Below are 14,715 nucleotides of genomic sequence, written 5' to 3'. Positions count from 1 at the left end.
AAGAGCCTGCCTTCGCAAGTCAATATTTCTTTAAGCTATACTTGTATTATAAAAACTCACTTGGATTATGATGTCTACACCTGAAGTTGAAGTAAAAGAAGCCATGAGCAGCGAAAAGCTGCATAATAAAAATTGCCATGCTTACTTGCTAAAAATAAAGGAAGCTATTCCTTCTCAGGCAGTGCAAAATTTACCGGAAAATGTAACTTCTTTATTTGCAGAACTTGCAAAAATCGAGCCAGCCTACCATCCAGAAACCGCTTATGCAGACCTTTATTCACGTTTTTTTCGCGTTGTAGAGGATGAATTTCTCCCTTGGATTAAAGATAGCGATAATATCGAAATTGAAAGAGAGTGGGATAATTTTTTCTTTGCCATTTATCACAACGACAATAACATCCTGCCTAACACTTATGAAGCCATCCGCGAAATTCCCGCTAACCACCGCCCTGTAGCCAATGCCATTGAACATAAGGTTTCTCAATCACTGCTGGACAGCAAGAGCCAGCGAATAAATAAAGAAGCGCAAACACCGGCTGAGGCAGGCTCTGCCTACGGCCGTTTTACAGCGATGATTTCTGCAAATTTTAAACCGCAGCACACCACCAGTATTGCTACGGTTCGTACCTATCAATATAACGATGGCGCAATCAATCCTGAAAATAAGAAAGGGGTGACAGAATATCGCTTTGGCACGCAAGCACAACGCCACCATGGCGAAGTGCGGGTAAGTCCTTTATTTGAGCATTGGCTGCAGGTGCAGGAACGTCAAGCCTCGGAAAAATCGATCACGCATATTTATTTTAACAACTTGGGGAAAGATAGACCCAAGAAATTGGATTTTGAAGGGCATAAAGAAAAAGCTTTAACCACTGCCCTGCATGATTTAGAAACTGACCATGAAAACATCGCAGTGATTACTTTGCCCGCTGATAAAGGATTAATGGGAAAATCTGATTTTAAAAAAACCAATGATCACCATTCTTATCAAAAAGTACGTGAGGAATTTTTACACATTGCCCTGGAAGATGGGAAAGCCCAAGAGACGGTGCGGGATTTTCATATCAGCCCTAAAATTAGAACATTATTATTCAGCAATCAGGGAGGTATTTATTCACAACAACTTGAAAAAAATAAATTAAATGAATTACTGGATAAAAGTTTCAGACAAATGGGGATAAATCCTGAAACTGCACAAGAATTATCGAGCGCACAACGACAAGCGGTTTGGTTCCATTTCACTAAATATGAGTTACCAAATTTTATCATTGAAACAATTAATCCTGTAAGCATTAATTTTTCCTGTAAGGACGCGATCGATCGCGGCGGCGTATCTTCTGCCTATTATAACCTGATGAAATCTATAGAGAGCGGGCAGCCACTCAGTCGTAAAGAGTTCGAATGTGCTTTGCACGCCGCCCCAGCTATGGTTAAAGCCCGCGGCATGAATCATCATAGTAAGCTAATCTGGAACACAGTGGATGCTTACATCAATCAAAACTACGAACAAATTCGCGATGATCCTAAAAAAGCATGGTTAATTGAATGGAGAGATTTAAATTGTCCACACAGTCGTGTGGAAGCCCTTCTCAATTTACGCACGGCGCAAGTTCTGCAGGAATTAAGGCAAAGAGAGGCAAGCCTGCAAAATTCTAACCTTATCCCTGCCAAAGAAAACCAACTTGAATTAAAAAGCATTGCGCAAGGAATAAAAATCCTCGAAAACATTGAGCAACAGCACATTGCCGGTGTAAGCGGCAAACGGCTGCTATTGGAGGCTGTAACGCGTACTGCAGAACTCCTCCTACCTTCAGTAATCCATGTTCAAGATGCAAGAATAAATATCCAACAGGAAAAAAATCTGGCGAGCTATCTGACTTTGGCTAAAGATTTGACGGTTAAGTACCCTGCTTTGCAGACTCTGGGCGGCTTTATGAAAGCATTAGTTGGTACCATACTCTTGCTCCCGACTTTTGGGCTTACCAAGGGCTGGGTAGAAAAAGGATGGGCTACTTGCAAAGCTGGATTCGCAGGAAGGGAAAAAGGCTTACTGCATGATGAGGGAAGCAGGAGCACCCAAGTTCATGAAATGCAAGCACTTGTCGAAGAACAGAAAAAATATAAAGAGCAAATGAATGCCGTGAAGGAACAAGACCATGCCAAGGAAAATGAAGACGTCAAACCAGTTGATGGGATTACTTTAGTCTAACGTCTGGCGGTAGCGTTTGATACTGACATACATCACCACGGCTGTAAATACGATGATGGGGATAGTTTCTTTCCAAACCTCCCAGAAACCATTGCCTTTCAATAAAATCCCGCGCACAATGATTAAAAAATGTGTTAATGGCAATGCGTTGCCAACATACTGTGCCCAATCCGGCATACCGCGGAAAGGAAACATGAAGCCGGATAATAAAATCGAGGGCAAAAAGAAAAACATGGCGCTTTGCACTGCTTGCAGTTGGTTGCTGGCGAGCGTGGAAAAAGTAAGCCCCATGGCAAGGTTCGCTGCAATAAATGGCAAGCACAAGATGAGCAACAATAACACACTTCCCTGCATGGGTACGCCAAATAAAAATTTGGCCATGAGTAAAATCAATAAAACTTGTATATAACCTACAATGATATACGGCACAATCTTGCCAATCATCACTTCAATGGGTTTTAGCGGTGTAGCCAGCAAATTTTCCATGGTACCGCGTTCATATTCACGCGTAATAGCCAATGCAGTAATGATTACCATGGTCATGGTAAGAACAACGCCTAATAATCCCGGAACAATATTGAATGCCGTAATGGCCAAAGGATTATAGCGGGCATGCACTATGGGTTGATAAGGTTTTATGGTAGCAATTAACGAGGAAAGCTCGCCTTGCAATTCTTCTTTTAGTGATGAATAAGCCAAATCAGCAAACACGGCAACCGCCCTGCTGGTTGCCGCCGGATCAGTCGCATCGGCTTCCAACAATAATTCAGGTTGTAAACCCTTAATCAAATCATGGGAAAAATCCACTGGAAAATTTAACACAAATTGTATTTTTCCTCTTTTTAATAACTCATCTGCTTCGCCAGCAGAGATGGCGGGCTTGATAAAGCGAAAATACGTAGAATTCTCCATGCTTTTTAAAATCCGCCGGCTGTAAATGCTTTGTTCATCGCCAATAATGGCGGTGGGTAAATGGCGAGGATTCATGTTGATGGCATAACCAAATAAGATTAATTGAATTAACGGGATTCCTACAATCATGGCAAAAGTGGCTTTATCGCGGCGCATTTGAATAAACTCTTTCAGCATGACCGCAAGCAAACGGGAATTAGCCCATGATCTCACTTACTCTCCTTAAAATTGGTATCTGAAAATTCCAGTCATTCATTCTTAAAACACCACTGCTCACTACTTCTTAATTGTTTGCTAATCTCTCTAGGCCATCATGACAATATATAATCATTTTGGCCATTAGATTTTCATGCATCTCAGCCAAGGTCTTGGATTTAAGCACATAATTTTTTATGTAAGCAATCCGCATGCTGCTAGATTCGCATACATTTAAGGAATGACATGCCATCATCATCTCGCAACTCATTATCAAAGCAAATTTCGATATAAAAAATTACGCGGCTAACTTAAAGCTGGCCGAACAATAATGATTAGAACTGATTGCTGAACGTCCAACCATTCGTTCATTTTCTTAAGCGAAAATTAAACCGGATTAAGCAACCGCAATAAGTAAAATTCAAGGCCAGCTCTGAATTATTAGACCCTCACCATCATTTAAACAATATTTACGTCAAAGATCACACCCGTCTTTTAAATTTGCTTCCTGATTTAACGCTATTTATTTAGCCTTAAGGGAATTACGGTTCAATGCGATACGCGAAGAGCAACTATTTAGCAGAAAATATCTAACCGACGTACAATTTCTAGGCCGCGCACCTAATAAAAAATGATTCGAACCCCAGGAGCGCAAAATTATAATTCTACTGCTTATATCGCGGTGAAAACACTCCCTCGCAATTTAAAGAAGGCTTCATGCTTATGCAAGCCAGCATAAACGTCTGTCGCTGCTGTGATATTTACGGCCCTGAGACTACAGAAAGTTGGGAAGATTTAGAACGTTACCTTGATCATCGCTTGCGCCATAAAGCCGAATATTCGTTTTCATAGCCGATAACCCATACTCCTCTGCAAAAGGAAAGAAAAAAATTTGCCGCAGCAATATCGAGGCCGAATATAAAACAAGATTCTTTTTTATAAATTTTGGATTCAGCAAGATGCAGAAAGTGCAAGCTGTACAAGCGCTAAAACAAGCCTTAAATGGAAAAGATGTAGACTTGCTGCCTCATTTGGGTGCTTTCTTAACAGCGAGCTTGGAAGAATTATCCGAAATTTTTCTCAAAACTACGGATACGAGCTCTTTTGAAGAAAAATATTAACACATTATCGGACTTGATCCCCCACCTCGCTACCTCGTCCATGCATAAATTAAACTCCAGATAATTAACAATATTAATTTTGCCTTTGCGCTTGATGCACCAGGCTAATGAATGCATCCTCCAAAGTTGAAGCAATTTCTTCCCAGGAAATATCTTGAGTTTGCGCTAGCTGTTGCAAGCCATGCTCGATAAGTTTTACATCAAAACCACAGACATGAATTTGTCGGCCAAATAAAGCAGCTTGTGTGATACCTTGAATTTTTTTCACTTCCTGCAATAGCTTGGTAGTAATATCTCCTCTTAGCTCCCAGGTGCGCAAGCGGGTGCTTTTGATGACTTCATCCACAGTACCGGTAATGATTAATTTGGAATTGGCGATATAAGCCAACCGCGTACAACGTTCAGCTTCATCCATGTAATGCGTTGACATCAGTGTGGTAATGCCTTGCTCGCTCAAGCTGTGTATTCTGTCCCAAAAATCACGGCGAGCAATAGGATCAATACCTGCCGTCGGCTCATCAAGCAACAATAAGTCAGGTTTATGTAATAAGCATGCCGCCAATGCCATGCGTTGCTTCCACCCTCCCGATAACTCACCGGCCAATTGTTTACGCCTTGTGGTTAAACCAAAATCCTCCATGATTTCGGCGATGCGTCGCTTACGATCCGCAACCAAATACACATTGGCAATAAAATTTAAATTTTCTTCTATGCTAAGATCGGTATAAAAACTAAAGCGCTGGGTCATATAACCAACATGTTCTTTAATTTTGCCTGATTCTTTGACGATATCGTATCCCAAACAAGTACCTTCTCCTGAATCCGGTGTTAACAAACCACAAAGCATGCGGATCGTAGTTGTCTTGCCACTGCCATTAGGACCTAAGAAACCAAATACTTCCCCTTTTTTTACGTGCAGATTAATATCATCTACAACAACCTTGTTGTTAAAGGATTTTCTAAGGTTTGCCACATTGATGATTTCTTCACGCACCATTCGCAATTCCCGTTATTGTTACGGGTTGCCCCGGTTTAAAACGTTGCGGATTTTTGAGGGCGGCTTTGACGCGAAAGACCAAATAGTCACGGTTTTCGTAAGTGTAAACTAATGGAGGTATGTATTCTGCCTCTGGGGAAATATAATTAATCACGGCTTCATTCCTATCTGCACATCCATCACAGGTAAAATTTACCGATTGTCCTATGTGTAACGAACTTAAGGCTCTTGCAGGTACAAAGAATTCAATTCTTATATTATGCGGAGTTAATAATGAGGCGATTGGTTTTTGATTAGCGACGAATTCTCCTTGACGATAATAGGTATCGAAGATAATTCCATCCCCTGGAGCAACAACACTTTTTTGCTGCAGACGCCAGGTGGCTTGTTGTAAATTTGCTGCAAGCGCTTCTATACGTGCTTTTTGCGCGTTGATTTGTTCTTCGCGGCTACCTTGTAAGGCCAATTCAAGATTTGATTCATACTGGGCTTTTAAATTCTGCAATTCTTTATAACGCGTTTCAGCCTCGTCCAAAACATCTTTTGACGCTGCTTGTTTGGCGACTAACTGGCGATAGCGTTGCACGCGTAATTTGGCTAATTCAATTTGCTCGGTGACTTGCGCAATTTGCGCATGTAACGCGGCAAGTTCAGGCAATCGGGAGGGATTTTGCAAATCCTGTAAAATCTTACGTGCTTGCTTAAGGTCGGCCTTGCTTTGCTCAATGGCCAAAATTTCAGGATTAGGATCAAGTTCAAACAACAATTGCCCTTTTTTAACTTGTTGACCTCGTTCCACTGCTTTCTTTTGCAAGATACCGGAGTATGGCGAAGCCAAAAAGATTAATTCGCCTTCAATGTAACCATTGTAAGGTATTGGCGGCGTGTTTCCGCAACTTAATAGAAAAAGGGCAAAGAAAAGAAACAGAATCCTGTTTTTCATGAAATTTATAAATAGCATCCTTTTTAATAGTATACCTTGCCTCATGAAAATATAAGAATTCTCCGAAAAATATAGGCAATGTCCTGAAAAAGTTTCAGAAATATCCTGCTTAACAAGTATTAAGCAAAGATATTCGCTTACGATTGCTGCAAATTTTCATAAACAATTGGCAGCACGATGGGTTATAGACAATAAGGCAAATTTTAGGCGAAAAAAAAGCGGCTATTGAAGCCGCTTTTAGGTAAAAAGCCCTGAAAGACAACTACCGCTCTACTCGCAGAATAAAGGGTATGATGCGGATTACATTATCAACGCTGCCATAGACATGAAAGCTGTTGCGGTCATACCGCCAAAATCTCATCGAAAGGTGCTCAGGGAGTATGACAAAGATATTTATAAAGAACGCAACCTTATCGAACGCATGTTTAATAAACTCAAACATTTTAGAAGAGTGGCAACACGATATGATAAACTTGCTCAATCTTTTTTATCGTTCATTTATATTGCTGCAACCGCCCTTTGGTTAAGATAAATGTCGACAGAACCTAGATTCTTATCAAGAAAAGCTGCCATTTCGTCGAAATATTTTGCCATTTCAGTGCTGGAGAGTATCACCGCTTGCGAGTAAACCTGTTGCAAGCCACCTTTTTTAAGGATGGAATCAGAGGCAGCAATTGGAGAAATTTGTTCTATTTCTCCTTGCACCAAACCTTCTGTAAGCGATGGATAATTAGCAGGTTGATGGTATAGAGCAAGGCTCTCGTAGAAAGCCAGAATATCGAAAATTTCCTGTTCTTCCTGGTTTAAATCTCCTTCAGTGGGCGGTTTCTTTGAAGCTATGATCTTCTTTTTTAACGCAGCAATTTTTTCCGGAAATGCCTCGCCAAGTTGGTAATATTTTCCTACCTTTTCAATGCGTGCTGAAAATTTTTCTTCATCTTTTTCACCAGCTAAGCAAGCTTCCAGCCAGCGTACGGAAAAGCCATGGCAAACCCCGTTGGCTTTTTCTTTGAAGTAGCCAAGCCTTTTTCCAACTTCGAGCACATAAGTACGCATAAACTAAAGCCCAATATGACATTTATTTGCACATTATAGCAAATGGATAATTACTGGACAACTTGACATTAGGGAGAGCTTTTATCCAAAATGATTATGTATATTTTGGAATTATCTAGTACGACGTTCACTGAATCATGTTCTGTGAAAATGAAAGTGTATCGTTCAACCCGCAAGAATTTTGCCTGCGGTCTACTCGTTTGGTATCGGCACTGCACCTATTTCTTTACTTCTTCCTGCCGGATTTAGTTAAACCCAAGGCAGCCATAATGAACCGCGTAAATTCGCGCACAAAAGAGCGAATAATTTGCCTAAACAATGTATTTTTGGATAATGTTTCAAGAGTAGACGTTTCTTTCGCAGGCTTTGTACCAGGAAGCCTTTCATCCTTCTGGAAATTGTATTCACTTTTCCTTTTCTGCAATACTTCCATTGCTGATTCGCGCTCCATTCTGCGGTCATATTTTTTCACCAAATGCGATTTAGCAACAAGTTGTACTAATTCTCCCTCCTGCAAAGGGCCCATGCGTGATTGCGGAGCTCGTATCATGGCAGCTACCAGGGGGGTGGGTTGTCCATGCGCATCCAGGGCTGAAACCAGGGCTTGCCCAATCCCTAGGGAAGTCAGCAAATTCGCAGTATCATAAAAAACGGTGGAAGGAAAATTTTCCGCGACCAGTTTTATTGCTTTACGATCCTTGGCGGTGAAGGCGCGAAGAGCATGCTGAATCTTAAGACCCAGCTGGCTTAAAATGGCTTCAGGTATATCTTCAGGACTTTGTGTACAGAAAATCAATCCAACCCCTTTGGAACGAATTAGCTTCACGATGATTTGTAATTGCTCCAACAAAGCTTTCGATGCATGGCTGAAAATCAAGTGAGCTTCATCAATAAAAAAAACCAGCTTTGGCTTGTCCACATCGCCGATTTCCGGGAAAGCAGCATAAACCCGGTTTAGCAGTCCCAGCATGAAGGTTGAGAATAATTTTGGCTTATCTTGAAGATTCATCAACCGCAGGATGGAAATAACGCCCGCCCCCTGCAGAGTCGTCTGCAGTAGATCGTGTACTTCAAACGAAGGTTCGCCAAACAACTCGTGGCCCCCTTGAGCTTCCAGTTCAATAATTGCGCGCAGAATCGATTTGAGAGAAGCAGGCGCCAAACCGCCATAATTAGACTCAATCTTTTCTTTCCCTTCGCCCTGGGCATAACTCAGTAATTGCTTGATATCAGACAAATCCAGCAACAAGAGCTGATTATCCTCGGCATATTGAAAAAGGATGCTGATGATGCTGGTTTGCGTTTCATTTAAACCCAGCATCTTGGCAAACAATATAGGTCCGAATTCGGTGAGTGTTGCTCTAATCTTGACACCTGGCTGCTCCCCCATTGCCAGTAACTCCACGGGGTAGCCTGTTGGTTTGTAATCAAGCCCCAACAGCTTCTGCCGGTTTAAAATACTTTCACTCCTTTCGCCAGGTACAGCTAAACCACTTAAATCACCTTTGATATCCATTAAAAAAACAGGAATACCTTGAGCGGATAATTGCTCGCTAAGCATTTGGATGGTTTTTGTCTTGCCTGTCCCGGTTGCTCCAGCTATTAAACCGTGGCGGTTAAGGGATCGGAGAGCAATATTTAATTTTGGTGCATTTATCAATACATCATTATGTAAAATGCCGCCAATACAGATGGTATTAGGGGAAGCAGCATAAGATTTTATGGACTTGATAAATGGGTCGGGCATGACTTCTCCATGTCTGTTTAATTAATAATGGAGCTTATATTTAAGCTTAGTCCACTATAATGAGTAATGGATGGGCCATTACTGCATTATTCTTTTAAGCCCATGACATCGTATATAGTAATAGGCGAATCTATGCCTTTGACTTTTACCCGTAAATGACCATGCAAATCGATTTTGCCAGCTACTTCCTGATAAGTTGCTGCAGAAATCAGAATCTGTCCGCCTAGCGTTAAATCTTGAATTCTGGATGCCAGATTGACCGAAGAACCAATGGCACTATATTGCATCCGCTTTTCAGAGCCTATGGTGCCTACAATGGCATATCCAGTATTAACTCCTATTCCCATCTGCAATGCCGGAAGATTGTTTGTTTTATTGATGGAATTTACCCGAGTCATTTCTTCCTGCATGTCTAAAGCGCAAGCGATTGCACGCTTGGCATCATCTTCGCCAGAGAAAGGTGCACCAAAAAGAACCATGATGGCATCACCAATAAACGAGTCAATGGTGCCATTATATTTTTCGATAACATCTACCATATGCGCATAATAATTATTCAACATGCTGACGATTTTATCCGCAGGATAAGTTTCTGCCAGCGGGGTGAAATTGCGAAGGTCGCTGAACAATACGGTGATTTTACGCTCTTCGCCGCCTACTGTTAATTTTTGTGTGGATTCCAGCAACTTGGAAACAATTTCATCCGACATAAAACTGCTAAACGCTTTGCGGATAAAATTATTCCGTAGTGCCAGCTCTTCATTCTTTTCCCGAATCATTTTTTCTAACTTTGAAATATCCAGTAAAGTCAGTTGATCTTCAGCTAAAGTGGCCAAATCCTTGAGCAATTGAATTTGATCTGCATCTAAATCCCGCGGGATCTGGTCAGACACACACAAAGTCCCCACATTAAACCCTTGTATGGTGGCAAGCGGTATTCCTGCATAAAAACGCATATGAGGCGTATCCAGCACCAAAGGACTATTGCAAAAACGGGTGTCTTGGGTTGCGTCGGTTACAATTAAAGGAGTATTTTGCTGGATAGTATGATGGCAAAATGAAATGTTTCTTGGGGTTTGCTTCACCGATAACCCCTGACTTGATTTCAACCATTGGCGCTCCCTATCAATGAAAGCAATGTAGGCAATGGGTGTGGAAAAATATTTTGCGGTCAGTCTGATTATCCGATCAAAGCGTTCTTCCGGGGGCGTGTCGAGGATTTTTAATTCATATAACGCCGCCAGCCGATGTTCTTCGTCTAAATCCAAGGGGTTATCGTTCATGCTTGATCCATTTGGAAATACTATACTTCTTCTTTAACAGTATAGTATTTGCACAAGAACATGACAGTTGGCGCTTTCAACCGAGCTATTTGGTGCCGCCTACAGTTAAAGCATCGATTTTTAAAGTAGGTTGCCCGACACCGACCGGCACTGATTGTCCTTCTTTCCCACAAACCCCTATGCCGCTGTCCAGAGCCAGATCATTTCCAATCATGCTGATTTTTTTCATTACCTCAGGTCCGTTACCGATCAAAGTAGCACCTTTAACCGGTTTGGTAATACGCCCTTTCTCGATAAGATACGCTTCACTGGCCGAGAAAACAAATTGACCCGAGGTGATATCAACCTGCCCGCCACCGAAATTTACCGCATACAAGCCTTTGTCCACCGAGCGGATTATCTCGGCAGGATCATGCGATCCCGCTAACATATAAGTGTTGGTCATGCGCGGCATGGGCACATGCGCATAAGATTCCCGCCGGCAATTTCCTGTAGGCTGCATGTTCATTAATCTTGCATTTAACTTATCCTGCATGTAATTCACCAGCACCCCATTTTCAATTAACGTGGTGCATTGGGTCGGAGTACCTTCATCATCTACCGTTAAAGACCCACGTCTATTAGTTAGTGTGCCATTATCAACCACCGTAACTCCTGGAGCAGCAACCTGCTGGCCCAGACGGCCTGAAAATGCAGACAACCCTTTGCGGTTAAAATCGCCTTCAAGCCCATGCCCCACCGCCTCATGCAATAATACTCCAGGCCAGCCGGGCCCTAATACCACTGGCATAAGACCTGCCGGCGTTTCCTCGGCTTCCAGATTGACCAAAGCCTCACGTACTGCTTCCCTGGCATAATGCAATGCCCGCTCTTCTTCCAGGAAATAGGAATAAGCTACCCGGCCACCACCACCTGAGCGTGCAGATTCACGCCGTCCATTCTGCTCCACGATAACGCTCACATTGATACTGACTAAAGGCCTTATATCCGCGATCAGCTGCCCATAAAGCCCCGCAATCATCACCACTTCATAGCAAGCACTTAATGAAGCATTTACCTGAATCACGCGAGGGTCCAAACGCCGGGCTTCCCGATCAATGGATTCTAATAAAGCAATCTTCTCTTGTTTCGTCATACCGATAATGGGATTTATACTGGGGTAATGCATAAGCGAAGAAGAAGACACTTTTACTGGTTGTGTATTTTTCGTTTTATTAAATGCAATAGACCGGGCCGCATCCGCTGCACGTTCCATGGCAGGAAATAAAATATCATCACAGTACGCATAACCTGTTTTTTCATTGCTTACCGCACGAATTCCAACGCCGCGGTCAATCGAGTAACTGCCGCTTTTAACCTCAGAATCCTCTAAATACCAAGATTCATAACTGCAGCTTTGAAAATAGAGATCGGCATCATCGATGTGCTGATTCAACATCGAGCGCATCAGTTTTTCAATGTTTGATTCATCAATTGCAGCCGGTTTTAACAGTATATCTTTGGCAAGGGCCAATGTCGGTGCTTTCATATTGTTTACCTGTGTAAGTCATTCTGAGTCAATACGTGATGTTCATGACACGGAAACTGCTGACGCAATTGCCGTATCCGTGACAAATCAATGTCAGCCACTACTATCCCTGCTTCGCGCTTTTGCTGGGCTAGAACTTTGCCCCAAGGTTCTACAATCATGCTGTAACCATAAGTTTCCCGCCCGTTTTCATGTTGCCCGCCCTGATTGGCTGCTAATACATAACATAAATTTTCAATGGCGCGAGCGCGCAACAAAATTTCCCAATGGGCTGCTCCTGTTGTTGCTGTAAAGGCAGAAGGAACAGAAAAAATTTCAGCACCGTTTACTCGCAATTGTTGATATAACTCAGGAAAACGTAAATCATAACACACACTAAGGCCAATGCGTCCCACAGGAGTTTCTACAACCACCACGTCATCGCCTGGCTCCACAGTGAGCGACTCTCGATGCGCTTCATTGGCAGAAACCCGTACATCGAATAAATGAATCTTGTCGTAGCGAGCTTTGCATTCCCCTTGCTCATTGTAAACAAGACAACTCGACCGCACGCGCGCTTCTGCAGATTGGATTGGCATGGTACCTGCAATAATCCACATGCCATATTTTCGCGCCAAACGGCTTATGGTTTGCTGGATTTCTCCGTCTCCATAGCGTTCAGCAATGTTGAGTTTGTCAGTTTCATGCTTACCCATGAAAGCAAAATTTTCTGGCAAAATTATCAATTGCACATCTTGCGCATGCGCTTTTGCCAATAATTCAGAAACTTGACTTAAATTAGCACGGACATCAGCGCGGGAAACCATCTGCGCCACAGCTACACGACCCATAAGCAACCTTATTAATAAGCTTATCTTATAAAATATAGTTATTTTATAACCAATAACAGCCCTAAACCGCTGCAACTTTTAATTTTTTTAACAAGAGAGAGGCTTGTCAGTTAATTAGACCACAGCTAGACTTGAAAAGTCGGCAAACAATCCTCATTTATGCTAGAATTGGAATATAAATAATCTGGAGTTACTAATGAACAGAAACGACGTTTCCGTACTAAGCCGCAGAACTGAATCGGTGCTTGCGACTAACAAAGTGTTGCGAAACACTTACTTATTATTGGGTATTACCTTTGTATTTAGTGCTGTAGCTGCCTATGCTTCGTTTGCATTAAATGTAAGACATATGAATCCCTTACTCTTTCTCGTGGGAGCTTATGGTTTAATGTTCTTGACGAATGCGCTTCGCAATAGCGCTTGGGGAATATTAAGCGTATTTGCCTTCACAGGATTTATGGGTTATGCCCTAGGTCCCATCCTTAATTTTTATATAGCGAACTTTTCAAATGGCCCGCAATTGGTTGCAACCGCCTTAGGTGGCACAGGATTGATATTTTTCGGGTTATCTGGTTATGCATTAACTACGCGTAAGGATTTCAGCTATTTAAGCGGCTTTTTGTTTATCGCCGTCATGGTGGCGCTGCTGGCGATGATTGCCAACTTCTTCTTCCAAATCCCTGCCTTGTACTTGGGTATCTCCGCTGCTTTTGTCCTTATTTCTTCCGGAGTGATTTTATTGCAGACCAGTGAAATTATTCATGGCGGTGAAACCAATTACATTTCAGCAACCGTGACTTTATTTGTATCAATATACAATTTGTTCATTAGCTTGCTGAATTTGTTGAGTGCTTTTTCAGGGCGTGATAATTAACCATCTTTCCTACAATAAAGGCGGCCTTTGAGCCGCCTTTATTGTTTTTGCCCCCAACATGCACCGCAACGAAATAATTGCGCTAAATCGTGTACCGATTTGTTAAATTTTCTGTTTAAATTGAATACTTCTCGTTTCTCCTGATAATACACCCCCAATGGGACCGGATAGTCAGGGAAATGCAGACGGGCCAAACGCATCGCTGCTATAAAATCGGAAGAGTCATGAAGGTATGAATTGGGCTCCTGGCTTGGGCAACGTTCAAGGCATTCGCCTTGCAGAGTTAATGCCCACTCCTCTGCAGCGCCAAATACCAGCGGCCTGCCATCCTCGAGAAGCACCGTATTTTGCGCCCGATTGGCTTTCAGAGCAAATTCATCGAATGCCCCATGGTTAAATATATTACAATCTTGGTAAATTTCTACGAAAGAGCAACCGGAATGTGCATAGGCTTTTTTTAAGAGCTCAGCCAAATGATTCGGATCTTTATCAACAGCACGGGCAACAAAAGTAGCGCCCGATGCCAAAGCCAGGGCTAACGGGTTAACCGGTTGACTGGTTACGCCATGGGGAGAAGTTTTTGTAATTTGCCCTTTTTGTGAGGTGGGTGAAAACTGTCCTTTGGTCAAGCCATAAACCTGATTGTTTACTAACAAAATATTAAGGTTAACATTGCGCCGTAGGCAATGAATGAGGTGATTGCCGCCAATACTTAAAGCATCCCCATCGCCCGTGATAACCCAAACACATAAATCATCGCGCAGTGCTTGCAAACCCGTTGCAACCGCTGTGGCACGCCCATGGATGGTGTGTAAACCATAGGTATTCATATAGTATGGCAGTCTGCCTGCACAACCTATTCCCGAGACAAAAACATGTTGCTCCGGCGGCAGATCCAATTCAGGGAGTACGCGCTGTAAAGCAGCCAAGATGGCATAGTCACCACAACCTGGGCACCAACGTACTTCATTATCATTGGTAAAGTCTTTACGGTTGTATTTTGTTTTGTTCATAGTTGCT

12 protein-coding genes and 1 pseudogene are annotated in these 14,715 nt (G+C 42.5%); 4 read left to right on the top strand and 9 right to left on the bottom strand.

Features of this window, described 5'->3' with window-relative positions; translation table 11 throughout:
• The first annotated feature begins 70 nt into the window (after positions 1-70).
• Positions 71-2,209: a hypothetical protein gene (locus tag NKV53_RS09200; protein WP_253351010.1), complete on the top strand. Its 2,139-nt coding sequence runs from the start codon at positions 71-73 to the stop codon at positions 2,207-2,209.
• Here NKV53_RS09200 and NKV53_RS09195 read toward each other — a convergent pair.
• Positions 2,201-3,334, bottom strand: coding sequence for an ABC transporter permease (locus NKV53_RS09195; RefSeq protein WP_233579557.1), 1,134 nt, complete (start codon positions 3,332-3,334; stop codon positions 2,201-2,203). The two genes, NKV53_RS09200 and NKV53_RS09195, sit on opposite strands and share 9 nt — an antisense overlap.
• A 941-nt stretch (positions 3,335-4,275) precedes the next feature.
• On the opposite strand from NKV53_RS09195, the gene NKV53_RS09190 reads away from it, so the two are divergent.
• Complete coding sequence (locus tag NKV53_RS09190; RefSeq protein WP_158614977.1) at positions 4,276-4,437, top strand: hypothetical protein; 162 nt, start codon at positions 4,276-4,278, stop codon at positions 4,435-4,437.
• Between the two features lie 73 nt (positions 4,438-4,510).
• Here the strand turns inward: NKV53_RS09190 and NKV53_RS09185 are convergent, their stop codons facing one another.
• Positions 4,511-5,434, bottom strand: a complete 924-nt coding sequence (locus tag NKV53_RS09185; RefSeq protein WP_126953954.1) for an ABC transporter ATP-binding protein — start codon at positions 5,432-5,434, stop codon at positions 4,511-4,513.
• Positions 5,424-6,377 carry an HlyD family secretion protein gene (locus tag NKV53_RS09180; protein ID WP_158614976.1) on the bottom strand — a complete coding sequence of 318 codons (954 nt, stop codon included), beginning with the start codon at positions 6,375-6,377 and terminating at the stop codon, positions 5,424-5,426. The genes NKV53_RS09185 and NKV53_RS09180 overlap by 11 nt, the downstream gene beginning before the upstream one ends.
• A gap of 382 nt (positions 6,378-6,759) precedes the next feature.
• Between NKV53_RS09180 and NKV53_RS09175 the strand changes: the two are divergent.
• Positions 6,760-6,909: pseudogene (locus tag NKV53_RS09175) on the top strand (transposase); the annotation flags it as partial.
• Here the strand turns inward: NKV53_RS09175 and NKV53_RS09170 are convergent.
• The 5 genes from NKV53_RS09170 to NKV53_RS09150 form a co-directional block, all read right to left on the bottom strand.
• Positions 6,876-7,433 carry a hypothetical protein gene (locus tag NKV53_RS09170; protein ID WP_253351009.1) on the bottom strand — a complete coding sequence of 186 codons (558 nt, stop codon included), beginning with the start codon at positions 7,431-7,433 and terminating at the stop codon, positions 6,876-6,878. The pseudogene NKV53_RS09175 and the gene NKV53_RS09170 sit on opposite strands and share 34 nt — an antisense overlap.
• 226 nt (positions 7,434-7,659) lie before the next feature.
• The gene (locus NKV53_RS09165) at positions 7,660-9,180 is read right to left on the bottom strand and encodes a helicase HerA-like domain-containing protein (RefSeq protein WP_253351008.1); all 1,521 of its coding nucleotides are present in this window, start codon (positions 9,178-9,180) and stop codon (positions 7,660-7,662) included.
• Between the two features lie 86 nt (positions 9,181-9,266).
• Positions 9,267-10,463 carry an adenylate/guanylate cyclase domain-containing protein gene (locus NKV53_RS09160; RefSeq protein WP_127111128.1) on the bottom strand — a complete coding sequence of 399 codons (1,197 nt, stop codon included), beginning with the start codon at positions 10,461-10,463 and terminating at the stop codon, positions 9,267-9,269.
• 85 nt (positions 10,464-10,548) lie between these two features.
• The gene (gene tldD / locus NKV53_RS09155) at positions 10,549-11,991 is read right to left on the bottom strand and encodes a metalloprotease TldD (RefSeq protein WP_126953866.1); all 1,443 of its coding nucleotides are present in this window, start codon (positions 11,989-11,991) and stop codon (positions 10,549-10,551) included.
• 5 nt (positions 11,992-11,996) lie between these two features.
• Complete coding sequence (locus NKV53_RS09150; protein ID WP_126953867.1) at positions 11,997-12,821, bottom strand: carbon-nitrogen hydrolase family protein; 825 nt, start codon at positions 12,819-12,821, stop codon at positions 11,997-11,999.
• Between the two features lie 196 nt (positions 12,822-13,017).
• On the opposite strand from NKV53_RS09150, the gene NKV53_RS09145 reads away from it, so the two are divergent.
• Positions 13,018-13,695, top strand: coding sequence for a Bax inhibitor-1/YccA family protein (locus NKV53_RS09145; protein WP_126953868.1), 678 nt, complete (start codon positions 13,018-13,020; stop codon positions 13,693-13,695).
• A gap of 38 nt (positions 13,696-13,733) precedes the next feature.
• Here NKV53_RS09145 and NKV53_RS09140 read toward each other — a convergent pair whose 3' ends face one another.
• Positions 13,734-14,708, bottom strand: a complete 975-nt coding sequence (locus NKV53_RS09140; RefSeq protein WP_126953869.1) for a 2-oxoacid:ferredoxin oxidoreductase subunit beta — start codon at positions 14,706-14,708, stop codon at positions 13,734-13,736.
• Positions 14,709-14,715: the final 7 nt, after the last annotated feature.

The organism is Legionella sp. 27cVA30 (assembly GCF_024160945.1).
Classification (GTDB): domain Bacteria; phylum Pseudomonadota; class Gammaproteobacteria; order Legionellales; family Legionellaceae; genus Legionella_A; species Legionella_A septentrionalis.
The sequence above is the reverse complement of the archived record's forward strand: the minus strand, read 5'-3'. Positions and strand labels throughout refer to the sequence as shown.

What these genes read in the sequence shown, in the direction of transcription:
- NKV53_RS09200 (WP_253351010.1), top strand. Translation starts at nt 71, where the DNA reads ATGTCTACACCTGAAGTTGAAGTAAAAGAAGCCATGAGCAGCGAAAAG.
- NKV53_RS09190 (WP_158614977.1), top strand. Translation starts at nt 4,276, where the DNA reads ATGCAGAAAGTGCAAGCTGTACAAGCGCTAAAACAAGCCTTAAATGGA.
- NKV53_RS09185 (WP_126953954.1), bottom strand. Translation starts at nt 5,434, where the DNA reads ATGGTGCGTGAAGAAATCATCAATGTGGCAAACCTTAGAAAATCCTTT.
- NKV53_RS09180 (WP_158614976.1), bottom strand. Translation starts at nt 6,377, where the DNA reads ATGAAAAACAGGATTCTGTTTCTTTTCTTTGCCCTTTTTCTATTAAGT.
- NKV53_RS09170 (WP_253351009.1), bottom strand. Translation starts at nt 7,433, where the DNA reads ATGCGTACTTATGTGCTCGAAGTTGGAAAAAGGCTTGGCTACTTCAAA.
- NKV53_RS09165 (WP_253351008.1), bottom strand. Translation starts at nt 9,180, where the DNA reads ATGCCCGACCCATTTATCAAGTCCATAAAATCTTATGCTGCTTCCCCT.
- NKV53_RS09160 (WP_127111128.1), bottom strand. Translation starts at nt 10,463, where the DNA reads ATGAACGATAACCCCTTGGATTTAGACGAAGAACATCGGCTGGCGGCG.
- tldD (WP_126953866.1), bottom strand. Translation starts at nt 11,991, where the DNA reads ATGAAAGCACCGACATTGGCCCTTGCCAAAGATATACTGTTAAAACCG.
- NKV53_RS09150 (WP_126953867.1), bottom strand. Translation starts at nt 12,821, where the DNA reads ATGGGTCGTGTAGCTGTGGCGCAGATGGTTTCCCGCGCTGATGTCCGT.
- NKV53_RS09145 (WP_126953868.1), top strand. Translation starts at nt 13,018, where the DNA reads ATGAACAGAAACGACGTTTCCGTACTAAGCCGCAGAACTGAATCGGTG.
- NKV53_RS09140 (WP_126953869.1), bottom strand. Translation starts at nt 14,708, where the DNA reads ATGAACAAAACAAAATACAACCGTAAAGACTTTACCAATGATAATGAA.